General features: G+C 69.1%; 23 protein-coding genes. 12 read left to right on the top strand and 11 right to left on the bottom strand.

The window, feature by feature from the left end; genetic code table 11:
* Window positions 1–80: 80 nt before the first annotated feature.
* The 4 genes from PKO50_RS28185 to PKO50_RS28170 form a co-directional block, all read right to left on the bottom strand.
* Window positions 81–2489 carry a TonB-dependent siderophore receptor gene (locus PKO50_RS28185; protein WP_275627869.1) on the bottom strand — a complete coding sequence of 803 codons (2409 nt, stop codon included), beginning with the start codon at window positions 2487–2489 and terminating at the stop codon, window positions 81–83.
* A gap of 337 nt (window positions 2490–2826) precedes the next feature.
* The gene (locus tag PKO50_RS28180; RefSeq protein WP_275627868.1) at window positions 2827–3786 is read right to left on the bottom strand and encodes a FecR family protein; all 960 of its coding nucleotides are present in this window, start codon (window positions 3784–3786) and stop codon (window positions 2827–2829) included.
* Window positions 3783–4301 carry an RNA polymerase sigma factor gene (locus PKO50_RS28175; RefSeq protein WP_009615470.1) on the bottom strand — a complete coding sequence of 173 codons (519 nt, stop codon included), beginning with the start codon at window positions 4299–4301 and terminating at the stop codon, window positions 3783–3785. Before PKO50_RS28175 ends, PKO50_RS28180 begins: the two co-directional genes overlap by 4 nt.
* A 172-nt stretch (window positions 4302–4473) precedes the next feature.
* Window positions 4474–6663, bottom strand: coding sequence for a malate synthase G (locus PKO50_RS28170; protein WP_275627867.1), 2190 nt, complete (start codon window positions 6661–6663; stop codon window positions 4474–4476).
* A gap of 292 nt (window positions 6664–6955) precedes the next feature.
* On the opposite strand from PKO50_RS28170, the gene PKO50_RS28165 reads away from it, so the two are divergent.
* On the top strand, window positions 6956–7414 hold the full coding sequence (locus tag PKO50_RS28165) for an N-acetyltransferase (RefSeq protein WP_275627866.1): 459 nt from the start codon (window positions 6956–6958) through the stop codon (window positions 7412–7414).
* A 22-nt stretch (window positions 7415–7436) separates the two neighbouring features.
* Window positions 7437–7955, top strand: coding sequence for a glycine cleavage system protein R (locus tag PKO50_RS28160; RefSeq protein WP_043269369.1), 519 nt, complete (start codon window positions 7437–7439; stop codon window positions 7953–7955).
* 625 nt (window positions 7956–8580) lie between these two features.
* Here the strand turns inward: PKO50_RS28160 and rarD are convergent.
* The 7 genes from rarD to PKO50_RS28125 form a co-directional block, all read right to left on the bottom strand.
* The gene (gene rarD, locus PKO50_RS28155; protein WP_275627865.1) at window positions 8581–9465 is read right to left on the bottom strand and encodes an EamA family transporter RarD; all 885 of its coding nucleotides are present in this window, start codon (window positions 9463–9465) and stop codon (window positions 8581–8583) included.
* A gap of 344 nt (window positions 9466–9809) precedes the next feature.
* Window positions 9810–10784, bottom strand: coding sequence for a serine/threonine protein kinase (locus tag PKO50_RS28150; RefSeq protein ID WP_275627864.1), 975 nt, complete (start codon window positions 10782–10784; stop codon window positions 9810–9812).
* Between the two features lie 160 nt (window positions 10785–10944).
* A complete protein-coding gene (locus PKO50_RS28145) occupies window positions 10945–11391 on the bottom strand; it encodes a substrate-binding domain-containing protein (RefSeq protein WP_109931716.1) in 447 nt (148 codons plus the stop codon).
* A gap of 79 nt (window positions 11392–11470) precedes the next feature.
* Window positions 11471–12238 (bottom strand): TOBE domain-containing protein, encoded by a 768-nt coding sequence (locus PKO50_RS28140; protein ID WP_109931718.1) that lies wholly within the window; start codon window positions 12236–12238, stop codon window positions 11471–11473.
* 88 nt (window positions 12239–12326) lie between these two features.
* Window positions 12327–13025: a ComF family protein gene (locus tag PKO50_RS28135; RefSeq protein ID WP_256595807.1), complete on the bottom strand. Its 699-nt coding sequence runs from the start codon at window positions 13023–13025 to the stop codon at window positions 12327–12329.
* Between the two features lie 52 nt (window positions 13026–13077).
* Complete coding sequence (locus tag PKO50_RS28130; protein ID WP_109931721.1) at window positions 13078–13371, bottom strand: hypothetical protein; 294 nt, start codon at window positions 13369–13371, stop codon at window positions 13078–13080.
* 56 nt (window positions 13372–13427) lie between these two features.
* Window positions 13428–14345, bottom strand: coding sequence for a LysR family transcriptional regulator (locus PKO50_RS28125; RefSeq protein WP_109931723.1), 918 nt, complete (start codon window positions 14343–14345; stop codon window positions 13428–13430).
* A 132-nt stretch (window positions 14346–14477) separates the two neighbouring features.
* Between PKO50_RS28125 and PKO50_RS28120 the strand changes: the two genes are divergently transcribed.
* The 10 genes from PKO50_RS28120 (at window position 14478) to bioD (ending at window position 23636) form a co-directional block, all read left to right on the top strand.
* Window positions 14478–15236, top strand: coding sequence for a 5-oxoprolinase subunit PxpA (locus PKO50_RS28120; protein ID WP_109931725.1), 759 nt, complete (start codon window positions 14478–14480; stop codon window positions 15234–15236).
* 72 nt (window positions 15237–15308) lie between these two features.
* Window positions 15309–15557, top strand: coding sequence for an acetyl-CoA carboxylase (locus PKO50_RS28115; RefSeq protein ID WP_089392929.1), 249 nt, complete (start codon window positions 15309–15311; stop codon window positions 15555–15557).
* 10 nt (window positions 15558–15567) lie between these two features.
* Window positions 15568–16932 (top strand): acetyl-CoA carboxylase biotin carboxylase subunit, encoded by a 1365-nt coding sequence (locus PKO50_RS28110; protein WP_275627863.1) that lies wholly within the window; start codon window positions 15568–15570, stop codon window positions 16930–16932.
* A 1-nt stretch (window position 16933) separates the two neighbouring features.
* Window positions 16934–17812 carry an allophanate hydrolase subunit 1 gene (locus PKO50_RS28105; protein ID WP_275627862.1) on the top strand — a complete coding sequence of 293 codons (879 nt, stop codon included), beginning with the start codon at window positions 16934–16936 and terminating at the stop codon, window positions 17810–17812.
* Window positions 17802–18779 carry a biotin-dependent carboxyltransferase family protein gene (locus PKO50_RS28100; protein WP_275627861.1) on the top strand — a complete coding sequence of 326 codons (978 nt, stop codon included), beginning with the start codon at window positions 17802–17804 and terminating at the stop codon, window positions 18777–18779. The genes PKO50_RS28105 and PKO50_RS28100 overlap by 11 nt, the downstream gene beginning before the upstream one ends.
* Window positions 18780–18990: 211 nt before the next feature.
* Window positions 18991–20046 (top strand): biotin synthase BioB, encoded by a 1056-nt coding sequence (gene bioB / locus PKO50_RS28095; RefSeq protein ID WP_275627860.1) that lies wholly within the window; start codon window positions 18991–18993, stop codon window positions 20044–20046.
* A gap of 98 nt (window positions 20047–20144) precedes the next feature.
* Entirely contained in the window at window positions 20145–21350 is a 1206-nt protein-coding gene (gene bioF, locus PKO50_RS28090; RefSeq protein WP_275627859.1) for an 8-amino-7-oxononanoate synthase, read from the top strand.
* A complete protein-coding gene (locus PKO50_RS28085; RefSeq protein WP_275627858.1) occupies window positions 21343–22068 on the top strand; it encodes an alpha/beta fold hydrolase in 726 nt (241 codons plus the stop codon). Before bioF ends, PKO50_RS28085 begins: the two co-directional genes overlap by 8 nt.
* Complete coding sequence (gene bioC, locus PKO50_RS28080; protein WP_275627857.1) at window positions 22061–22867, top strand: malonyl-ACP O-methyltransferase BioC; 807 nt, start codon at window positions 22061–22063, stop codon at window positions 22865–22867. The genes PKO50_RS28085 and bioC overlap by 8 nt, the downstream gene beginning before the upstream one ends.
* A 79-nt stretch (window positions 22868–22946) precedes the next feature.
* Window positions 22947–23636 (top strand): dethiobiotin synthase, encoded by a 690-nt coding sequence (gene bioD, locus PKO50_RS28075; RefSeq protein WP_275627856.1) that lies wholly within the window; start codon window positions 22947–22949, stop codon window positions 23634–23636.
* The last annotated feature ends 40 nt before the right edge of the window (window positions 23637–23676 follow it).

The following is a 23676-nucleotide window of genomic DNA, read 5'->3' as shown; positions in this document are numbered from 1 at the left end:
TTGGAAGGCGCACTGTAGCGCGCCACGCGCCGGGAGGCGAACGGCGCGCGGGGACGCGCCGTGGGGAGGGCGGCCGGAGGTCAGAACTTGTAGTCGAGGCTGGCGACCACGTTGCGACGGTCACCGTAGTAGCAGTAGAAGCCGTCGCAGGTGGAGATGTACTCCTTGTCGAACACGTTGTTGGCGTTCACCGCCACGCTCAGGCCCTTGAGGTTGCTGTCCAGGCGACCGAGGTCGTAGCGCACCGCGGCGTCGTACAGGGTGTAGGAGCCGGTGTGGCCGTCCGACTTGTCGCGCACGTAGCCCATGCTGCCGATGGCGATGTTGTCGGTCTCGCCCACGTAGCGGGTGCCGAAGCCGACGCCGAAGCCGTCGAGCAGCCCCTGGTGCCAGGTGTAGTCGGCCCACAGCGAGGCCTGGTTCTCCGGGGTCAGCGGCAGCGGGCGGTTCTTGTCCAGCGGGTTGGCGACCTTGGTCATCTTGCTGTTGGAGTAGGTGTAGGCGGCGGTGATCTTGAGGTTCTCGGTGACGTCGCCGACCGCCTCCAGCTCGAAGCCGCGGACCTGCGCCTCACCCACCGGGCTGCTGCGGCCCAGGGAATCGGAGAGCACGATGTTCTGGCGGGTCAGGTCGTAGACGGCGGCGCTGAGCAGCAGGTTGCTGCCGGTCGGCTGGTATTTCACGCCCACTTCGTACTGCTTGCCGGTGCTCGGCTCGAAGGCGGCGCCGTTGTTGCCGCCGGCCTCGGTCTGGAACGACTCGGCGTAGGACACGTAGGGCGCCAGGCCATTCTCGAACACATAGCTGAGCGCCGCGTTGCCGCTGAACTGGCTGTCGCGGCGGGTGTCGGTGGCGCCGCCGGCGTTGTAGAACTTCGAACCGGTATGGGCCCAGTCCTGGCGGCCGCCGAGGGTCAGGCGCCAGTTGTCCAGGGCCATCTGGTCCTGGGCATAGAGGCCGGTGTCGCGCATCTTCTGGTCGTAGTCGTTGTACGCGGTGTAGGCGACGTTGCTGAAATCCTGGCCGTAGATCGGCTGCTTGATGTTGCTGCTCGGCGCGCTGCCGTACAGCCACTGGTAGTTGGTGTTGGCGCGCTGGTGGTCCAGGCCCAGCAGCAGGGTGTGCTTGACCGGGCCGGTGGCGAAGTCGGCCTGGAAGTTGTTGTCGATGGCGAACTGGCTGATGTCTTCGTTGACCACGTTGGCGCCGCGCGCCAGGGTGCCGTCGTCGCTCACCGCGGTGGCCCAGCCGCCGGCGGTGATGCCCTGGAACGACAGGTCGCTCTTGGTGTAGCGCAGGTTCTGGCGGAACTGCCAGACGTCGTTGATGCGGTGCTCGAAGGCGTAGCCCAGGGCGTAGTAGGTCTTGTCGTAGAATTCCCAGTCCGGGTCGCCCAGGTTCTCGTGGAATTTCACCTTGCCCGCCGGGGTCGACAGCTTGGTGCCCTGCAGCGGCAGGAACTGGCTGGTGATGCCGGTATCGTCGCGGTTGAACTGCGAGAGGAAGGTCAGGCGGGTGTCGTCGCTGAAGTTCCAGGTGACGCTCGGCGCGATGTTGTAGCGCTTGCTGTCGACATGCTCGACCTGGGTGTTGCTGTCGCGGACCACGCCGCTGACGCGGTAGAGCATCTGGCCCTGGTCGTCGATCTTGCCGGTGCTGTCGAAGGCAATCTGCTTGTGCTCGTAGCTGCCGACCTGCAGCTGCACTTCATGGCTGCTTTCCTCCTGCGGGCGGCGGCTGACCATGTCCAGCAGGCCGCCGGGCGGGGTCTGGCCGTACAGCGAGGAAGCCGGGCCGCGCAGCAGGGCGACGCGCTCCAGGTCCCAGGTCTCCAGCTTGGGCATGGTGTAGGAGCCCTTGGGCAGGGGCAGGCCGTCGAGGAACTGGGTGGGCTCGAAGCCGCGCACCTTCAGCCATTCGGCGCGGGTGTCGCTGCCGTAGCTGCTGGCGATCACGCCGGGCATGTAGCGCACCGCGTCGTCGAGGTTCTGCACGTTGCGGTCCTGCATCTGCTCGCGGGTGGCCACGGAGACCGACCTGGGCGTTTCCAGGATCGAACTGTCGGTCTTGGTGCCGGCGCGGGTGCGGGTGGCGAGGTAGCCGACGGCCGGGCCGTCCGGATCTTCCTGCACGGCGCTCACGGTGGTGGCGCCCATGGCCAAAGTGTCCTTGGGCAGCGGGCGCACGCTGTAGCTGCCGGAGGCGTTCTCCACCAGTTCCAGGCCGGTGCCTTCCAGTGCCTGGCGCAGGGCGCCGAGGCCGTCGTAGCGGCCTTGCACGGCATGGGCGCTGCGGCCGCTGGCCAGGGCTGGGTCGAGGCTCAGGCTGATCCCGGCTTCCGCGGCGATGCGGTTGAGGGTGCTGGCCAGCGGGGCGGCGGGCAACTGGTAGTCGCGTACGGCGTCGGCGGCGACGGAAGCCAGCGGGCTGGCGAGGAGGATGGCGGCGGCCAGCAGGTGCGGGCGGAAGGCCATGGTGGGGGACGGCATCGGGGATTCACTCCTGGGTGTGAATATGTTTCGTTCGCCTGATTGCCGGTCGAGAATCGAAAAGTGATAGGGCTGTGCGAAAAAAATTTCGCGGGGCCTATTTCCAGTCCGATACAGCGTGATCAAGGGGCGTTCGGCTATCGCGGACAAGGTCGTCTCAGGTTTGCGCCGAACTTCCCGTTCATGCCGGACAGTACCCTCTCCCTTCAGGGAGAGGGTTGGGGAGAGGGAGCGGAGCAAATCCGAAGCACCGTTGTCCCCGGTAAATGCCATTCGCGAGCAAGCTCGCTCCTACGAAGAGCGTTTTTACGAAGAGCATTTCGCGCGGCCGGCAGGCTCAGCCGCGCGGCACCACCTTCGCCCACCAGTCGCCGTGGCGCTCGATGCGCACCGGCAGGCTCGGCGGCAGCGAATCCAGGGCCAGGTCGGTGTCGCACAGGGAGAAGCTGCCGCTGATGCGCATGTCGGCCAGCGCCGGGTCCAGGCCGAGGTAGCCGCTGCGATACTGGCCGAGTTTCTCCAGCAGGTCGGCCAGGCGCAGGTTGTCGGCCACCAGCATGCCGTGGGTCCAGGCGTCGGCGGTGGCGCTGTTGGCTTCCAGCGGCCCCAGGCCGTCGGCGCGCACCAGCACGTGGCGCCCCTGGGGGATGACGGTTTCGTCGCGGCCCCGTTCGGGTCTGGCCGCCACCGCGGACTGCAGCACGCTGAGCAGGGTACCGTCGGCCCGGCGCTCCACCAGGAAGCGGGTGCCCAGGGCGCGCAGGCGGCCGTCGCGGGTCTCGACGATGAACGGGCGGCTGTCGCCGTGGGCGGTCTGCACCATGATTTCGCCGTCGAGCAGGACGATGCGCCGCTCGCTGGCGTCGAAGCGGATGTCCAGGGCGGTGCGGCTGTCCAGTTGCACCAGGGTGTCGTCGGGCAGGCGCAGTTCGCGCAGCTCGCCGGTGCCGGTGACCACGTCGGCCAGGGCGTAGCGCAGCGGCAGGTAGCGGTTGCCCACGCCGAGGGCCAGCATCCCGGCCAGCAGCAGCGACAGGCCGGTGCCGGCCAGCCGCCGCAGCTTGCGCCGCGACTCGCCCGGCGCCCGCAGCAGGGCGCTGCGCGCCGCGGGGGCGGCGGCCGCGCCCAGGTTGTGGTCGAGCATGCCCAACTGGTGCCAGGCGCGGGCGTGTTCGCTGTGGGCGGCGTGCCAGTGGGCGAAGGCGGCTTCGTCTTCGGCACGGGCCTCGCCGGAGCCCAGGCGCAGCTGCCAGGCGATGGCCTCGTCGAGGATGCGGACGGAGACCGGGCCCTTCATGTCGGCTCGCCGTACAGGGCGATGTAGCACTGGCGCAGGCCCTGGGCGATGTACTGGCGCACCCTGGGGACCGACACGCCCAGGCGCTCGGCGATCTCGGCGTGGCCCAGGCCATCCAGGCGGTTGAGCAGGAAGGCGCTGCGCGCGCGGCTGGACAGCTTGCCCAGCAGGCGGTCGATCTCGCGCAGGTCGGCGAGGATGAGGAACTGGGTTTCCACCGAGGGCTGCTCGGCCTCGGGCAGCTGCAGCAGTTCGTCGAGGTAGGCCTGCTCCAGCGCCTGGCGGCGCCAGTGGTCCACCAGCAGGCCCTTGGCCACGGTCACCAGGAAGGCCCGCGGCTCGCGCAGGCTGGGCAGCTCGCGGCGGCCGAGGATGCGCACGAAGGTGTCCTGGCCGAGGTCCTCGGCGCGCTGCGGACAGCCGACGCTGCGATTGAGCCAGGCGAGCAGCCAGTCGCGATGGTCGCGGTAGAGCGCGCCTACGAATTCGCCATTGCCAGTCTGGACTGCCGACACCTTTGCTCCCCCACCCCGATTCGGAATGAACGACAAAACGATAACTATTCGCAAATGATCGCAAAGTGCAACCAGCCTGCGCAATCGGCGCCTGTCGGTTTTCGGGGAAAAGGCGGGCCAGAAATGAAAAAACCGCCCCGAAGGGCGGTTTTTCAGCTCACGCTGGCGCGAATCAGAGGCCGTTTTTCGCCTTGCTCTTCACCTTGAACTCGCGACGACGGCGGTGCAGCACCGGCTCGGTGTAGCCGTTGGGCTGCTTGGTGCCTTCGACCACCAGTTCCAGCGCGGCCTGGAAGGCCACGTTGTCGTCGAAGTTCGGCGCCATCGGGCGGTACAGCGGGTCGTTGGCGTTCTGCCGGTCGACCACCGCAGCCATGCGCTTCAGGCTCTCGACCACCTGCTCCTCGGTGATCACGCCGTGGCGCAGCCAGTTGGCCAGCAGCTGGCTGGAGATGCGCAGGGTGGCGCGGTCTTCCATCAGGCCGACGTCATTGATGTCCGGCACCTTGGAGCAGCCGACGCCCTGGTCGATCCAGCGCACCACGTAGCCGAGGATGCCCTGGGCGTTGTTGTCGATCTCGTTCTTGATCTCCTCCGCGCTCCAGTTGGTGTTCGGCGCCAGCGGAATGCTCAGGATGTCGTCGACCGAGGCCGGTGCGCGCTTGGCCAGTTCGGCCTGGCGGGCGAACACGTCGACCTTGTGGTAGTGCAGCGCGTGCAGGGTGGCCGCGGTGGGCGAGGGCACCCAGGCGGTGTTGGCGCCGGCCAGCGGGTGGGCGATCTTCTGCTCGAGCATGGCGGCCATCAGGTCCGGCATGGCCCACATGCCCTTGCCGATCTGCGCCTTGCCCTGCAGGCCGGTGGCCAGGCCGACGTCGACGTTGTTGTTCTCGTAGGCGCCGATCCACTTCTCGGTCTTCATGGCGCCCTTGCGCACCACGGCGCCGGCTTCCATGGAGGTGTGGATCTCGTCACCGGTCCGGTCGAGGAAGCCGGTGTTGATGAACACCACGCGCTCGCGGGCTTCCTTGATGCAGGCCTTGAGGTTGATGGTGGTGCGGCGCTCCTCGTCCATGATGCCGACCTTCAGCGTGTTGCGCGGCAGGCCGAGGACGTCCTCGACGCGGCTGAACAGCTCGCTGGTGAAGGCGACTTCTTCCGGGCCGTGCATCTTCGGCTTGACGATGTACACCGAGCCGGTGCGGGTGTTCTTGCGGCTGGTGTTGCCGTTGAGGTTGTGGATGGCGATCAGGCTGGTGAACAGGCCGTCCTGGATGCCTTCGGGAACCTCGTTGCCGTTCTTGTCGAGGATGGCATCGTTGGTCATCAGGTGACCGACGTTGCGCACGAACAGCAGGGAGCGGCCGTGCAGGGTCAGCGTCGAGCCGTCGGCCTTGGTGTACACGCGGTCCGGGTTCATGGTGCGGGTGAAGGTGCTGCCGCCCTTGCTGACTTCTTCTGCCAGGTCGCCCTTCATCAGGCCCAGCCAGTTGCGGTAGATGATCACCTTGTCGTCGGCGTCGACCGCGGCGACCGAGTCTTCGCAGTCCATGATGGTGGTCAGCGCGGACTCCATCAGCACGTCTTTCACGCCGGCTGCGTCGGTCTGGCCGATCGGGCTGGTGGGGTCGATCTGGATTTCGAAGTGCAGGCCGTTGTGCTTGAGCAGCACGGCTTGCGGCTTGGCCGCTTCGCCCTGGAAGGCGATGAACTGGGCGGCGTTCTTCAGGCCGGTCTGGCTGCCGTTCTTCAGGGTGACCACCAGGGCGCCGTTGTTCACGGTGTAGGCGGTGGCGTCGACGTGGCTACCGCCTTCCAGCGGCGCGGCCTCGTCGAGGAAGGCGCGGGCGAAGGCGATGACCTTGTCGCCGCGGACCTTGTTGTAGCCCTTGCCCTTCTCGGCGCCGTTCTCTTCGCTGATGGCGTCGGTGCCGTAGAGCGCGTCGTACAGCGAGCCCCAGCGGGCGTTGGAGGCGTTCAGGGCGAAGCGTGCGTTCATCACCGGCACCACCAGCTGCGGGCCGGCCATGTGGGCGATTTCTTCGTCGACGTTCTGGGTGCTGGCCTGGAAGTCTTCGGCTTCGGGCAGCAGGTAGCCGATCTCCTGCAGGAAGGCCTTGTAGGCCGCGGCATCATGGGCCTGGCCGGCGCGAGCCTGGTGCCAGCCATCGATCTTGGCCTGCAGCTCGTCGCGCTTGGCGAGCAGGGCCTTGTTCTTCGGGGCCAGGTCGTTGACCACGGCCTCCACGCCTGCCCAGAACTTGCCGGCGTCTACGCCGGTACCGGGGATGGCTTCGTCGTTGACGAAGTCGAACAGGACTTTGGCGACCTGCAGGCCACCGACTTGAACGCGTTCAGTCATTGCTTGCCTCACTCTGCTCAGGACCAGCTCGGAACCCAGGCAAGACGCCTTGTAGTCCGAGCCGCGGAATACTACATGATGCCGTGGGAAAAATCAGTGGGCTTGCGTCGCGGTTAGACCAAAGAACGCATCTCAGTCACGTAGCAGCAACAATGTTCGCAAAAAACTTGTGAATTGTTCCAGATAAATCTGAAAACAGTACACGATTTATTCGGCGAGGAACCTGCGACGCCCCGTCGCAGCTGGCTCCGCGCCGCGGCCTATACTCAAGCTTCACCCTCGGAGGATCACCATGCCCATCGCCCGCGCCACCCTTGCCGACCTCGACGAGCTGGTCCCGCTGTTCGCCGGCTACCTGGACTTCTACGAAGTGCCGGCGCCCCCGGCGGACGTCCGCGGGTTCCTCGCCCAGCGCCTGGAGCGCGGCGAATCGGTGATCTACCTGGCGCGCAGCATCGACGGCGTGGGCCTGGGCTTCGTCCAGTTGTACCCCTTCTTCGCCTCCCTTGCACTCCGCCCGGCCTGGCTGCTCAGCGACCTCTACGTACTGCCGGCGGCCCGCCGCGACGGCCATGGCGAGGCGCTGATGAACGCCGCCCGCGTCCACGCCGAGGCCAGCGGTGCCTGCGGCCTGCAACTGGAAACGGCGAAGGACAACCGCAATGCCCAGGGCCTCTACGAGCGCCTGGGCTACCAGCGTGACGAACGTTTCTACACCTACTGGCTGGACCTGGGCGAGGCCCGGGGCTGACGCATCGACGCAGGAGGCTGCCATGAACCATCTCGTGCTCACCATCATCGCCCAGGACCAGCCGGGGCTGGTGGAACGCATCGCCCAATGCATCGCCGGCCACGGCGGCAACTGGCTGGAAAGCCGCATGTCGCGCATGGCCGGGCAGTTCGCCGGCATCCTGCGGGTGGCGGTGCCGGCCGAAGGCTACGACGAACTGGTGGAAGGCCTGCAGGAGTTGGGCGACCACGGCATCCGCGTGCTGCTGGCCGACAGCGGCATCGAGCCCTCCTGCAACTGGAAGCCGATCCACCTCGACCTGGTGGGCAACGACCGCCCCGGCATCGTCCGCGACATCACCCGCCTGCTGGCCGAGCACGGCGTCAACCTGGAGCGGCTGACCACCGAGGTGCTGCCGGCGCCCATGAGCGGCGAGCCGTTGTTCCACGCCGATGCGGTGCTGGCGGTGCCGCTGACGTTGCCGCTGGAACAGTTGCAGCAGCACCTGGAGGCCTTGGCCGACGACCTCATGGTGGACCTGAATTTCCACAAGGAGGACTGAGGCGCGGAAAAATACCGGCGGCCTGTGCATAAGTCTGTTGAGGAAATGTGCGTTGAACGCTGGAAGGCCCGCATGGCGGCGTTTCAGGCGCAGTGCTTCGCTGTGAACAGGTCGCCACGGGTTGCCCACAATCACCGTGGGTTGTCCTGTTGGTTGGCTGTGGATGGATGGCTGTACGTCAAGCTGTGCGTGACCTCTGGCGGTTCGCTCAGAAAATGATCCGTGCCCGGGGCGGCCGCCGGGGTGGGCGGCTTATCCACGTCTTTGCACAAAAACCGTGGGTCGCGCTGTGGGCAACTGCTGTATGCCTGGCTACAGGCTGCGTGGATGCTGGTTTCGCGAGGAGTGCTCAAAAAAGCGCCAGGCCCGTCGTGGTCCTGCACAGAAACCCGGGAAAGCCCTGTGGAAAACCCTTGGGTAGATCGTCGGCGGCCTTTGGCCACGTGCCCTGCAGGCATTTGTACGCGTTCTGAGCAGCCATCGCTGTCGTTGCCACGGCGCTTCGGTCCGGCTGCGGCATTGCGGGGTTATCCCCGCCAGCGCTGGATGAAACTGTGGAAAAGTTCCGGATGCCTGGCTGCAGGCCCCGCCGGACGGGGCCTGCAAGCTATCGCTCAGGAAATGATCAGGCGCGCCGCAGGCGGTACCAGATGTCCACGCTGTACACCACCAGCGCCGCCCAGATGCAGCCGAAGGCGACCAGGCGCGTCGGGTTGAGGTGCTCGCCGAACAGCAGGACGGCCTGCAGCAGCACCAGGGTCGGCGCGATGTACTGCAGGAAGCCCAGGGTCGCGTAGGGCAGGTGGCGGGCGGCGGCGTTGAAGCACACCAGCGGCACCAGGGTGACGGGGCCGGCGGCGGCCAGCCAGAGCGCCTGCGGGCTGCTCCAGAAGTCCAGGTGGGCGCTGGGGCCGTCGGCGAACAGCAGCAGCCAGACCAGGGCCAGCGGCAGCAGCATCCAGGTTTCCACCACCAGGCCGGGCAGGGCGTCCACCGGCGCCTGCTTGCGGATCAGCCCGTAGAAGCCGAAGGTCAGCGCCAGCGCCAGCGACACCCAGGGCAGGCTGCCCAGTTGCCAGACCTGCTGGGCCACGCCGAGGGCGGCCAGGCCCACGGCCACCCATTGCAGCGGGCGCAGGCGCTCGCGCAGCACCACCAGGCCGAGCAGCACGTTGATCAGCGGGTTGATGTAGTAGCCCAGGCTGGCCTCGAGCATGTGCCCGTTGTTCACCGCCCAGACGTAGACCAGCCAGTTGCTGGCGATCAGCACCCCGCTGGCGCCGAGCACGGCCAGGCGCCGCGGGTTTTCGCGCAGTTCGCGCCACCAGCCGGGGTGCTTCCACACCAGCAGCAGCGCGGCGCCGAACAGCGCCGACCAGATGGCCCGGTGGGTGATGATTTCCAGGGCGGGAATGCGTTCCAGCAGCTTGAAGTAGACCGGGAAGAGTCCCCAGATGACATAGGCGGTCAGGCCCAGGGCATAGCCCCGGCGGGGATTGGCGGTGGCCATCGGACGTCCTTGCGGCAGTAGAGAAGAGTGGCCGCGCCATTCTAGGGGGCGCGGCCGATGTTGTCTGTGTGTTCAGTTTCCGTTGCCGGGTGGTGCGGGGAATTGGCCGTAAAGCGGATGTTACGCCTCGGCCAAACCGTGGGAGCAACCGTCTATTGGGTTCCGATGGGTATCGCTTCGCTCAACCCCGCCAACGCCGCCCCCTTGCAACCCGTAGGGCGCATAACGCCTACGGCGTTATCCGCCAATGGTCCCGGACACCGGTGTTCCGGCCGGCGGCGGATAACCGCGAACGGTTATTCGCCCTACGGTCGAGCATGGTCGTAGGAGCGCGGCAGGATGGTTCAGAACAACCGCAGCGGCTCCTCGTCCAGCGCCGCCATCTGCTCGCGCAGCACCAGCACCTGCTCGCCCCAGTAGCGCTCGCTGCCGAACCAGGGGAAGCTCGGCGGGAACGCCGGGTCGTCCCAGCGCCGTGCCAGCCAGGCGCTGTAGTGCATCAGGCGCAGGGTGCGCAGGCCCTCGATCAGCGGCAGCTGGCGCGGGTCGAAGTCGTGGAACTCCTGGTAGCCGTCGATCAGCTCCGAGAGTTGCAGCAGGCGCTCCTGGCGCTCGCCGGCGAGCATCATCCACAGGTCCTGAACCGCCGGGCCCATGCGGCAATCGTCCAGGTCGACCATGTGGTAGGCCTCGTCGCGGCACAGCAGGTTGCCCGGGTGCAGGTCGCCGTGCAGGCGGATGGAGGTATAGCGGTTGTCGGCGAACAGGGCGTCCAGGCGCTTGAGCAGGTCGCGGGCCACCGACTCGTAGGCCGGCAGCAGGCTCTTGGGTACGAAGTTGCCTTCCAGCAGGGTGGCCAGGGACTGGTGGCCGAAGTTATCCACAGTCAGCTGCTCGCGGTGCTCGAAGGGGCGCGTGGCGCCTACCGCGTGCAGGCGGCCGAGCAACTGGCCCAGGCGGTACAGCTCGTCGAGGTTGCCCGGCTCCGGGGCGCGGCCGCCACGGCGGGGGAACAGGGCGAAGCGGAAGCCGGCGAACTCGAACAGGCTTTCGCCGTCGCGCACCAGCGGCGCCACCACCGGCACCTCGCATTCGGCCAGCTCGGCGGAGAAGGCGTGCTCCTCGCGGATAGCCGCATCGCTCCAACGCCCGGGGCGGTAGAACTTGGCGATCAGCGGCTGCTCGTCCTCGATGCCCACCTGGTAGACGCGGTTCTCGTAGCTGTTGAGCGCCAGCACCCGCGCGTCGCTGAGGTAGCCCAGGCTTTCCACCGCGTCGAGGACCAGGTCGGGCGTGAGGGCGGAGAAGGGATGGGACATGGCGGCGATCCAGGACTGTGAACAGGCCCCTAGTCTACGCACACCGCCGTGGGATTGCTGGCTCCTGCGCCATTACGCCTGGGGGACTCTTCGCAGGATGGGTCGAGCTTGCGAAAACGATGGGTATCGCTTCGCTCAACGCCATCCTACGTGGGTGTCGTCAGTTGCTGCAGGCGCCGAAGTGGAAGCCGGCCTTGGCCAGCGCCTCGGGGTGCGCCTTCAGGTAGCTGAAGAAGCGTTCCGCCAGCACGTGCCGCGGGCCTTCCACCAGCACCAGGTAATACTGCGCCTGCGGGGCGCAGGCATAGGGTCGCGGCGCTTCGCCGCGGCCCTGGGCATGCAGCGCCTGCACGCCGTGGGCGCCGTCATCGGCGAAGAACAGGTCGAAGGGCATGCCCTGGCCGATGTCGCGGGCCAGCTCGGCGCTGTCGCCCTCGATCAGCAGGACCTTGTTGCCGGTCTGCAACTGGTACTGGTCGGCCAGCGCCTCCAGGGCCGCCATCGGCTGGTGGCCGCTGGCCACGCGCAGGACGTCGGGGGTGGCCTGGCCGATCGATGGCAACAGGGCGCTGCACATCAGCAGCAGGGGGATCAGGAAGCGGCGCATGGGCGGGGGCTCCGGGCAGTGGGATGGCCTATTGGAACCCCACCGCCGGCGCCGGCCGTTGACTCAAGGCAGGCTTCGCTCAGACCGGCGTGCCGAGGATCACCTGCGCCGGGGAGAACTGCGTGCGCACCCGGCTGCCGGGGGCCAGGCGGAGGATGTCGATGCGTTCCTGGTCCACCAGGGCGCAGAGCATCTGCCCGCCGGGCAGCTGGATGCGCACCTCGCTGGGGCCGTCGCCGGCCTCGCGGATGTCCTCGACCCGCCCCTCCAGGGCGTTGAGCCCGGCCGGGCACTCGATCTGCGGCAGGTCGACGTAGAGCCAGCCGGCCTTCATCAGCGCGATCACCGGCAGGCCTTCGCGCAGTTCCAGCTTCTCGGTGCTTTCGCGGGTGATGCGCGCGTGGATGCGCGCGCCGCCGGGCAGGTCGATGCCGACCAGGTCGTTCAGCCCCGCCGGCTCGATGCTGCAGACGCGCCCGTGCAACTGGTTGCGCGCGCTGGTGCGCAGCATCAGGCGGCCGATCAGCTCCAGGTCCTCGCCGTCTTCCTCGATGGTTTCGAGCATGCGCTCGCGCAGCTCCTCCAGGCGCTGGTACAGCGCCAGCAGGCGCTCGCCGGCCGGCGTCAGGCGCGCGCCGCCGCCGCCCTTGCCGCCGACGCTGCGTTCCACCAGCGGGCGTTCGGCCAGGTTGTTCAGCTCGTCCACCGCATCCCAGGCGGTCTTGTAGCTCATGCCGGCGGCCTTGGCGGCCTGGGTGATGGAGCCCAGCGCGGCGATCTGCGCGAGCAGGGCGATGCGTTGCGGGCGGCGGGTGACGTGCTGGGTGAGGAGGCTGAGGCTGGTCATCGTTTTCGTTGTTGTGTTCGCGATAGGGCGAGGCTGGTAGCTGCGCCGGCAAAAGGCAAGGGGAATCCGTCGGATGCCCGCCGCGGGTTCAGCCCGGCTTCGGCGTGCGGGCCAGGCAGTAGACGTCCACCCGCTCTGCGCCGGCACGTCGCAGCAGCTGCGCCAGGGCCGTGGCGGTGGCGCCGGTGGTCAGCACGTCGTCCACCAGCGCCAGGTGCAGGCCGCGCAGGGCCGTAGCGTCGTCCAGGGCGAAGGCCTGGCGCAGGTTGCGCCGTCGCTCGGCCTTGTCCAGGCCCTGCTGCGCCGGAGTGTCGCGCACCCGGCGCAGCGGCTGGCGCCAGGGCAGGCCGAGCTCCGCGGCCAGGTTGCGGGCCAGCAGCTCGGCCTGGTTGAAGCCGCGCCGGCGCTGCCGGCGCGGGGCCAGGGGCACCGGCAGGAGCAGGTCGGGCAGCGGCAGGCCCTCGGCGAAGGCATGCCGCAGGTGGCGCCCCAGCAACTGGCCCAGCAGCCGCCCCAGGGGCCGGTCGGCCTGGTGCTTGAAGCGGGTGATGGCGCCGTCCACCGGGAAGGCGTAGCGCCAGGGCGCCAGCACCTGTTCGAAGGGCGGCGGCCGGCGCAGGCATTCGCCGCAGGTCAGGCCGTGTTCCGGCAGCGGCAGGGCGCAGGTGCCGCAGTGGCCGCCCAGCCAGGGCAGGTCGGCATCGCAGCCGGCGCACAGCGGCAGGCCGGTATCGGCAGGGCCGCCGCAGAACAGGCAGTCCAGGGGTGGCGCGAGGAGGGCGCGCAGGCGGGCGAACGTGAGCAGGGTGGCGTCCTCCGGGTGATGCCCCGGCGGACGCTCAGTGGATCAGCCAGCTCATCACGATGAGGCCGAGCACGGTGAGCAGGATGCCGCCGAAGAACGAGCGCCGGACGAAGGCGCGGATGCCACTGTAGAGCAGCAACAGGCCGAGGAAGAGTAGGACGAAGCTGAAGATCGACACGTCCATTCCGATGGCCCGGGCCAGGCCGTGGAGGAACTGGTCCATGGCCGCCCAGATGCTGCCCAGCAGGCCGGAGAGGAGGTCGACGACGAAGCGGATCGCCTTGCCGAGTGTCTGGCCGAGCCAGTCGAAAACGCCTTCTGTTTCCATGTCCGTATCGTTTTCCCAGTGTTCCGCCCATTGGAGTGGCGCGAGGGCCGCCGGGTTCAGCGCCGTGTGCTGCTCAGTTGCGGCGCCAGGAAGGACTGCCGGAAGTATTCGCGGAACGCCTTCATCGCCGGGGTGAACTCGCGGTCGCGGTGCCAGGCCAGGCCGACGCTCATCGAGGGCACCGCGTCGACCAGCGTGAGCGTCTCGATGCGTTTGCCCTCCAGTGACCAGGGACGGTAGACGAGGTCGGAAAGGATGGCCACGCCGGAACCGTTGGCGACCATGCTGCGCACCGCCTCCACCGAGCTTGTGCGCAGGATCACCCGCGGCTGCTGGCCGCTGTGCTGCCAGTAGCGCATGGAGGATTCGCCCGCCTCGTCGACGGTCAGCATGATGTACGGCTCGCCGGCCACCTCGGCCAGGCCCACGGCCGTGCGTTCGGCCAGCGGGTGGCGTATCGGCAGCCAGAGGCGGCGGGTGGAGCTGAACAGCGTCTCCGCGGTGATCTGCGGCTCGGTGAGGTTGCCGGTGAGCACCACGGCCATGTCGTAGCGTCCTTCGATCAGGCCGCGCTCGATGTCCACCCGTTCCTGCTCGTGCAGGTGCAGCCTCAGGTCCGGGTACCACTGCGACAGGCGCTGCAGGTGGTGCGGCAGGAAGTAGCCCATCACGGTGTAGCTGGCCGCCACGTTCAGGCTGCCGCTGAGGTGGGTGTCCGGCAGCGGGCTGTTCAGCGCGTCCTCGACGCTGCGCAGGATGGAATAGGCGTGGTTGAGGAAATGCCGGCCGTTGTCGGTGAGGGTCATGCCCTGGGCCGTGCGGGTGAACAGCGCGGCGCCCAGCAGGCCCTCCAGTTCCTGGATGGCGCTGGTCACGGCCGATTGCGAGATGTGCAGGTTCAGCGCCGCCTGGGAGATCTGCCCGACCTCGGCGGTGGCCACGAAGTAGCGTACCTGGCGCAGGGTGAAAGCCATGGGGCAGTGCTCCGGTAGGTATCTGTTTTTCAGAATCTACTGTATAAGATAATAAATCTACCCAATGACACCCCTGCGACTTAAGGTCACCCCAACGACCTTCACAACAACGCATACAGGGGCCGGGCGGCGATGCAGACAGTCGATCTCAATTCCGACATGGGCGAGGGCTTCGGCCCCTGGACCATCGGCGATGGCGTGGACGCGGCGATCATGCCGCTGATCAGCAGCGCCAACATCGCCACCGGTTTCCACGCCGGCGACCCGAGCATCATGCGCCGCACCGTCGAGCTGGCCCTGGAACATGGCGTGGGCATAGGCGCGCACCCCGGGTTTCGCGACCTGGTCGGGTTCGGCCGGCGGCACATCAACGCGCCGGCCGCCGAACTGGTCAACGACATGCTCTACCAGCTCGGCGCGCTGCGTGAGTTCGCCCGCCTGCAGGGGGCGAGCCTGCAGCACATCAAGCCCCATGGCGCGCTCTACATGCACCTGGCCCGCGACGAGGCGGCGGCCCGCGAGTTCGTCGCCACCCTGCAGCGCCTCGACCCGCAGCTGGCGCTGTTCTGCATGGACGGCTCGGCCACCTGGCGCGCCGCGCAGGAACTGGGCCAGCCGGTGGTGCGCGAGTTCTACGCCGACCGCGACTACGACCGCAGCGGCTCCATCGTCTTCATCCGCCGGGTGCGCGCACTTGATCCCCAGGAGGTGGCCGCCAAGGTGCTGCGCGCCTGCCAGGAGGGCCGGGTGCGCACGGTGGAGGGCGAGGACATCGCCATCGCCTTCGACTCCATCTGCATCCACAGCGACACCCCCGGCGCCCTGGCGCTGGTCGAGGCGACACGCGCCGCCCTGCTGGGCGCCGGCATCCGCATCGAGGCGCCGCGCTGAGCGCCGCCCCGCCTGGCGGGGCCTTCCATCACTGCATCTGCCATCCATACATTCGAACAATGAGGAACAGTCATGGCCGAACATACCGTGCAGTCGCCCTTGCCGGGCACCTTCTACCGCAAGCCGAGCCCGGATGCGCCCAACTACGCCGAAGCCGGCCAGCGCGTCGAGCCGGGCAGCGTGATCGGCCTGGTGGAAGTGATGAAGCAGTTCTCCGAGGTGCAGGCCGAATGCGCCGGCACCCTGCGCGCCTTCCTGGTGGAGGATGGCGAGCCGATCGAGCCGGGCCAGGCCCTGGCGACCATCGACGGCGACGCGTGAGGGCCCGGCCATGCTGAAGAAACTGCTGGTGGCCAACCGCGGCGAGATCGCCGTGCGCATCATCCGCGCGGCGCGGGCCCTGGGCATCCCCACGGTCGCGGCGTGCAGCGAGGCGGACGCCGACTCGCTGGCCGCGCGCCAGGCCGACGAGGTGCGCATCATCGGCCCGGCCCGCGCCGACCGCAGCTACCTGAACGCCGAGGCGCTGTTGCAGGCCGCGCGCGACAGCGGGGCGGACTCGATCCACCCCGGCTACGGCTTCCTTTCCGAGAACGCCGACTTCGCCGAGGCGGTCAACGCCGCCGGGCTGGTCTTCGTCGGCCCCGATGCGCGGACCATCCGCCGCATGGGCGACAAGGCCGAGGCGCGGCGCACGGCCATGGCCGCCGGGGTGCCGGTGGTACCGGGTTCGCCGGGCGAACTGGAGGACGTCGAGGCCGCGCTGCGCTGTGCCGAAACGGTCGGCTACCCGCTGTTGGTCAAGGCTTCGGCCGGTGGCGGCGGGCGCGGCATCCGCATCGCCCACGACGCCGAGGAGCTGCGCCGCGAATTCCCCATCGCCCAGCGCGAGGCCCAGGCGGCCTTCGGTTCCGGCGCGGTGTACCTGGAGCGTTTCATCCGCCAGGCGCGGCACATCGAGGTGCAGATCCTCGGCGACGGCCAGCGCGCGGTGCACCTGTTCGAGCGTGAGTGCTCGCTGCAGCGGCGCCGGCAGAAGGTCTTCGAGGAGGCACCCTCGGCGGCATTGAGCGAGGCCCAGCGCGAGGCGCTCTGCGCCAGCGCCGTGCGCCTGGCGCAGAGCCTCGGCTACCGCGGCGCCGGCACCCTGGAATACCTGTTCGATTCGCACAGCGGCGAGTTCTTCTTCATCGAGATGAACACCCGCATCCAGGTCGAGCACCCGGTCAGCGAGATGGTCACCGGCATCGACCTGGTCCAGGCCATGCTGCGCATCGCCGGCGGCGAGCCGCTGGCGCTGCGCCAGGAAGACATCCGCCTGAACGGCGCGGCGCTGGAGATGCGCATCAACGCCGAGGATCCGGCGCGCAACTTCTTCCCCTGCCCGGGCACGGTCGAGGGCCTCGGCTGGCCCCAGGGCGACGGCGTGCGGGTGGACAGCCACCTGTATCCCGGGTACCGCGTACCGCCTTACTACGACTCGCTGCTGGCGAAGATCATCGTCCACGGCAAGGACCGCGAGGAAGCCTTCGCCCGTGCGCAAAAGGCCCTGGACGAGACCGAGCTGAGCGGCATGGCCACCACCCTGTCGCTGCACCGCTGGCTGCTGGCGGAGCCGCGCGTGCGCGCTGCGCAGTTCGACACCGGCACCCTGGAAACCTGGCTGGCCGAGCGCGCCGCCGCCCTGGAGGTGTGACATGCACGAGCAGATCCGCTACAGCTTCGGCGGCGACGAGCACCTGTTCGCCGAGGTCGCCGAATCCATGTCGCTGGAGGCCTTCTTCCGCGGCATGGCCATCACCCGGGCGATCGAGCGCCGGGCCATCCCCGGCGTGCTCGACGTGTGCCTGGCCAACGCCTCCTTCCAGGTCCGCTTCGACCCCGACCAGGTGGCCCCGCAGGCGCTGCTGGAGCAGGTGCGCGAGCTGGAGGCCCATGCCACCACCGAGCGCAGCATCCGCACGCGGATCATCGAGATCCCGGTGCTGTACAACGACCCCTGGACCCACGAGACGCTGATGCGCTTCCGCGACCGCCACCAGGACCCGGCCTCCACCGACCTGGAATACGCGGCGCGAATCAACGGCTACCAGGACGCCCAGGCGTTCATCGAGGCGCACAGCGGCACGCCCTGGTTCGTCTCCATGGTCGGCTTCGTCGCCGGCCTGCCGTTCATGTACCAGATGGTCGAGCGCGAGCGGCAACTGCAGGTGCCCAAGTACCTGCGTCCGCGCACCGATACGCCGAGGCTGACCCTCGGCCACGGCGGCTGCTTCGGCTGCATCTACTCGGTGCGCGGCGCCGGCGGCTACCAGATGTTCGGCGTCACCCCGGCGCCCATCTACGACCCGCAGCAACGCCTGGGCTACCTGCGTGACTCCATGGTGTTCTTCCGCGCCGGCGACATCGTCCAGTTCCGGCCCATCGATCGTGCCGAGTACGACCGCGCGGTCGCCGAGGTGGAGGCGGGCAGCTTCGCGCTGCGCATCCGCCCGGTCGAGTTCGACCTCGACGCTTTCCTGGCCGACCCGCAAGGCTGCAAGCAACGACTGCAGGAGGTGCTCCATGTCGCTTAAGGTGCTCAAGCCCGGCCTCGCCACCTCGGTGCAGGATGCCGGCCGCGAAGGCTATTACCACCTGGGCATCCCGCCCTCCGGCGCGCTCGACCAATACGCCCTGCGCGCGGCCAACCTGCTGGTGGGCAACCCGGCGACCGCCGCGGCACTGGAATGCACGCTGCTCGGGCCGCAGCTGGAGTTCCGCCGCGACGCCCTGGTGGCGGTCTGCGGCGCGGCGATGACGCCGCGCCTGGACGGCGCCGAGATGCCCCTGGACAGCGCCTTCCGCGTGCGCGCCGGGCAGGTGCTGGGCTTCGACTTCATCAAGGCCGGCGCCCGCGGCTACATCGCCATCGATGGCGGCATCGAGGTGCCCGAGGTGCTGGGCAGCCGCTCCACCTATGGCCTGGGCAGCATCGGCGGTTTCGCCGGGCGGCGCCTGCAGGCCGGTGACGAGCTGCCCCTGGGCGCCCCCGTCGGTGCTGGCCGCGAGGGCCTGGCGCTGCCGCGTTCGCTGCAGATCGAGGTCGGCGGCGAGGTCAGCCTGCGGGTGGTGCCGGGGCTCTACCACCATCGCCTGACGGCGCAGGCCGCCGAGCAGTTCTTCGCCGATACCTGGACCGTCGGCTCCGAGGCCGACCGTACCGGCTTCCGCTTCAAGGGCGGCACGCCGCTGGCCTTCGAGCCTCGCGAGCAGCCGTTCGGCGCCGGTTCCGACCCGTCGAACATCGTCGACGCCTGCTACCCGATCGGCTCGATCCAGGTGCCCGGCGGCCTGGAGCCCATCGTCCTGCACCGCGACGCGGTGTCCGGCGGCGGCTACGCGATGATCGGCACGGTGATCAGCGCCGACCTCGACCGCATGGCGCAGCTGCAGCCCAACCAGAAGGCCCGTTTCGTCGCCATCACCCTGGAGGAGGCGCTGGCGGCGCGGCGTCGCTACAAGCAGCAGCTGGAAAACCTGTACCGCTTCTTCCTGGCCTAGCTGGCCGCCACGGTGGCGTGACCGGCGGCTTCCGCGCCGGGCGCCGCCGTGGTTCGGGGTTGATCAATTAGTAGTCACTTGTCGACTTGTGACTTCATCTTGGTTGACAGCGACCAAGGCTTACATATCATGCCTCCAAAGCCTGAACCGCCGCGCCAGCCGTGGTGGTCGAGAACAACGAGGCGTCAGCCCGCGTCCGAAGGAATTCCCCATGAGTGCATCCGCATCCATCGTCACCCGCCACGACTGGACCCTCGCCGAAGTGAAGGCGCTCTTCGAGCAGCCCTTCAACGACCTCCTGTTCCAGGCGCAGACGGTGCACCGCGCGCACTTCGACCCGAACCGCGTGCAGGTCTCGACCCTGCTGTCGATCAAGACCGGCGCCTGCCCGGAAGACTGCAAGTACTGCCCGCAGTCCGGCCACTACAACACCGGCCTGGACAAGCAGAAGCTGATGGAAGTGCAGAAGGTGCTGGAAGCGGCCGCCGAGGCCAAGGCCATCGGCTCCACCCGCTTCTGCATGGGCGCGGCCTGGAAGCACCCCTCGGCCAAGGACATGCCCTACGTGCTGGAAATGGTGAAGGGCGTGAAGCGCCTCGGCCTGGAAACCTGCATGACCCTCGGCAAGCTGACCCAGGAGCAGACCCAGGCCCTGGCCGAGGCCGGGCTGGACTACTACAACCACAACCTCGATACCTCGCCGGAGTTCTACGGCAACATCATCACCACCCGCACCTACGGCGAGCGCCTGCAGACCCTGGCCTACGTGCGCGAGGCGGGGATGAAGATCTGCTCCGGCGGCATCCTCGGCATGGGCGAGTCGGTGGCCGACCGCGCCGGCCTGCTGATCCAGCTGGCCAACCTGCCCGAGCACCCGGAGTCGGTGCCGATCAACATGCTGGTGAAAGTGAAGGGCACCCCGCTGGCGGAAGAGAAGGACGTCGACCCCTTCGACTTCATCCGCACCCTGGCCGTGGCCCGGATCATGATGCCCAAGTCCCACGTGCGCCTGTCCGCCGGCCGCGAGCAGATGAACGAGCAGATGCAGGCCCTGGCCTTCATGGCCGGCGCCAACTCGATCTTCTACGGCGAGAAGCTGCTGACCACCACCAACCCGCAGGCCGACAAGGACATGCAACTGTTCGCCCGCCTGGGCATCAAGCCCGAGGCGCGCGAGGAGCACGCCGACGAGGTGCACCAGGCCGCCATCGAGCAGGCTCTGGTCGAGCAGCGCGATTCGCAGCTGTTCTACGACGCGGCAGTCTGAGAGCGGCTGCAGGCTACAGGCGGCAGGCCACAGCGAGAGCGTCATGGCCGGCTGTGGTTTAGCCTGAAGCCTATAGCCTGCCGCCTGGAGCCTGCTTTATGTCCTTCGATCTCGCCGCCCGCCTGGCCCAGCGCCAGGCGGACGATCTCTACCGCCAGCGGCCGTTGCTGGAGTCGCCGCAGGGCCCGCTGGTGCGGGTCGACGGCCGGCCGATGCTGGCCTTCTGTTCCAATGACTACCTGGGCCTGGCCAACCACCCCGAGGTGATCGCCGCGCTGCGTGCCGGCGCCGAGCGCTGGGGGGTGGGCGGTGGCGCCTCGCACCTGGTCAACGGCCACTGCGGGCCGCACCACGAGCTGGAGCTGGCCCTGGCCGAATTCACCGGGCGGCCGCGGGCGCTGCTGTTCTCCACCGGCTACATGGCCAACCTGGGAGCGGTGACCGCGCTGCTGGGCAAGGGCGACACCGTGCTGGAAGACCGCCTCAACCACGCATCGCTGCTGGACGCCGGGCTGCTCAGCGGCGCGCGCTTCTCGCGCTACCTGCACAACGACGCAGCCAGCCTGGCCACGCGCCTGGGCAAGGCCGAGGGCAATACCCTGGTGGTCACCGACGGCGTGTTCAGCATGGACGGCGACCTCGCCGACCTGCCGGTCCTGTGTGCCGAGGCCAGGCGCCGCGGCGCCTGGGTGATGGTCGACGACGCCCATGGCTTCGGCCCGCTGGGCGCCGGCGGTGGCGGCATCGTCGAGCACTTCGGCCTGGGCCTGGATGACGTGCCGGTGCTGGTCGGCACCCTGGGCAAGGCCTTCGGCACCGCCGGCGCCTTCGTCGCCGGCAGCGAGGAGCTGGTGGAGACGCTGATCCAGTTCGCCCGCCCGTACATCTACACCACCAGCCAGCCGCCGGCGCTGGCCTGCGCCACGCTGAAGAGCCTGGAGCTGCTGCGCAGCGAGAACTGGCGCCGCGAGCACCTGGGCCAGCTGGTCGCACGCTTCCGCCGCGGCGCCGAGGCCATCGGCCTGACGCTGATGGACAGCTTCACGCCGATCCAGCCGATTCTCATCGGCGGCAGCCGCCAGGCCATGGCGCTGTCGGCGGCGCTGCGCGACCACGGCATCCTGGTCGGCGCCATCCGCCCGCCGACCGTGCCGGCCGGCAGTGCGCGGCTGCGCGTGACCTTCAGCGCCAGCCACAGCGAGGAGCAGGTCGACCGCCTGCTCGAAGCCCTGGAGCAGAGCTGGCGCCAGGTCTCCAGCAGCCTGCTGGCGGAACTCGACGCCGAGGAGGGCGAGGATGCGTGACCAACTGATTCTGCTGCCCGGCTGGGGCCTGGGCTGCGCGCCCCTGGAGCCGCTGCGCGACGCCCTGCTGGAGCAGGCGCCGCACCTGCACGTGGCCATCGAGCCGCTGCCGCGCGAAGCCGACCCGGCGCTATGGCTGGACGAGCTGGACGACGAACTGCCCGAAGGCAGCTGGCTGGCCGGCTGGTCGCTGGGCGGCATGCTCGCCGCCGAGCTGGCCGCGCGCCGCGGCCAGGCCTGCCGGGGCCTGATCACCCTGGCCGCCAACGCCAGCTTCCGCCAACTGGACGACTGGCCGCAGGCCATGCCCAACAGCGTCTTCGAGGATTTCTTCGAGGCCTTCCTGCTGGAGCCGGAACTGACGCGCAAGCGCTTCACCCTGCTGGTCAGCCAGGGCGCCCGCGACGCCCGCACCCTGGCGCGGCAACTGCAGGTGGCGCTGCCGGCGCTGGAGGCCGGGGCGCTGAGCGCCGGCCTGCAACTGCTGGGGCGCCTGGACACCCGCGCGGCGCTGGAGCGCTACGACGGCCCGCAACTGCACCTGTTCGCCGGCAACGACGCCCTGGTCCCGGCCGGCGCCGCCGACGCCCTGCTGGGCTGGTTGCCGGACGTGGAAGTGAGCACCATCGCCGGCGCCAGCCACGGCCTGCCGCTGGAGCGCCCGGACGAGGTGGCCGCGGCCATCCTGACTTTCATCCACGAGGGCGACGATGTCTGATCCCCTGGGCGGCGCGCTGCCGGACAAGCGCCAGGTCGCCGCTTCCTTCTCCCGCGCGGCAGCCACCTACGACGCCGTGGCCGAACTGCAGCGCGGCGTCGGCGAAGGCCTGCTGGCGCGGCTGCCGGCCGACCTGGCGGTGCGCCGCTGGCTCGACCTGGGCTGCGGCACCGGCCACTTCAGCCGGGCCCTGGCCCGGCGCTTCGGCGAGGCCGAAGGGCTGGCCGTGGACATCGCCGAAGGCATGCTGCGCCACGCCCGCGAGCACGGCGGCGCGCAGCAGTTCATCGGTGGCGACGCCGAGCGCCTGCCGCTGCGCGGCGAGTGCTGCGACCTGCTGTTCTCCAGCCTGGCCATCCAGTGGTGCGCCGACCTGCCGGCGGTGCTCGGCGAGGCGCGCCGGGTGCTGCGCGAGGGCGGCGTGTTCGCCTTCAGCAGCCTGTGCGTCGGCACCCTGGGCGAGCTGCGCGCCAGCTGGCAGGCGGTGGACGGCTTCGTTCACGTCAACCGCTTCCGCGCCTTCGCCGACTACCAGGCGCAGTGCGCGGCGAGCGGGCTGGAAGTGCTGCAGCTGGCCACCGAGGACCGCGTGCTGCACTTCCCCGACCTGCGCAGCCTGACCCACGAACTCAAGGCCCTGGGTGCCCACAACCTCAACCCCGGCCGCCCCGACGGCCTGACCGGGCGGGCCAGGGTGCGGGCGCTGATCGAGGCCTACGAACGCTTCCGCCAGCCCGGGGGGCTGCCGGCGACCTACAGGGTGGTCCAGGTCATCCTGCGCAAACCCATCTCTTCGTAGGAGCGAGCTTGCTCGCGAACCCGTCTCGGGCTGTTCGCGAGCAAGCTCGCTCCTACAAGGGCGTTTCCAGAGGAACCCCATGCCACACGCGTTTTTCATCACCGGCACCGACACCGAAATCGGCAAGACCACCATCGCCGCCGGCCTGCTGCATGCCGCGCGCATGGCTGGCATGTCCACCGCCGCCGCCAAACCGGTGGCCTCCGGCTGCGAGCGCCGCCCCGAGGGCCTGCGCAATGGCGACGCCCTGGCCCTGCTGGGCGAGTGCAGCCTGCCGCTGGCCTACGAGGAGGTGAACCCCTTCGCCTTCGAGCCGGCCATCGCCCCGCACCTGGCGGCGCGCGAGGTCGGCGTGGCGCTGAACGTCGACACCCTGGCCGGGCCGGTGCGCCACGTGCTGGCACGCGGCGCCGACTTCACCCTGGTGGAAGGCGCCGGCGGCTGGCGCGTGCCCCTGGCCGGCGAAGAGAGCCTGTCGGACCTGGCCATCCTCCTCGACCTGCCGGTGATCCTGGTGGTGGGCGTGCGCCTGGGCTGCATCAACCACGCGGTGCTCAGCGCCGAGGCCATCCTGCGCGACGGCCTGCCGCTGGCCGGCTGGGTGGCCAACATCGTCGACCCACAGACCTCGCGCCTGGAAGAGAATCTGGCGACCCTCGCCGAACGCCTGCCGGCGCCCTGCATCGGCCGCATGCCGCGCCTGGCCGCGCCCACGCCGTTCGCCGTGGCCGGGCACCTGGACCTGGGGATCCTCGATCTTCCGGACTGATGGCCTTTGAATATCACCGACGATCCTGTTTGAATAGGCG

The organism is Pseudomonas sp. 273 (assembly GCF_029201425.1).
GTDB classification, from domain to species: Bacteria; Pseudomonadota; Gammaproteobacteria; order Pseudomonadales; family Pseudomonadaceae; genus Pseudomonas; species Pseudomonas delhiensis.
This window is presented reverse-complemented; position numbering and strand designations above follow the sequence as displayed.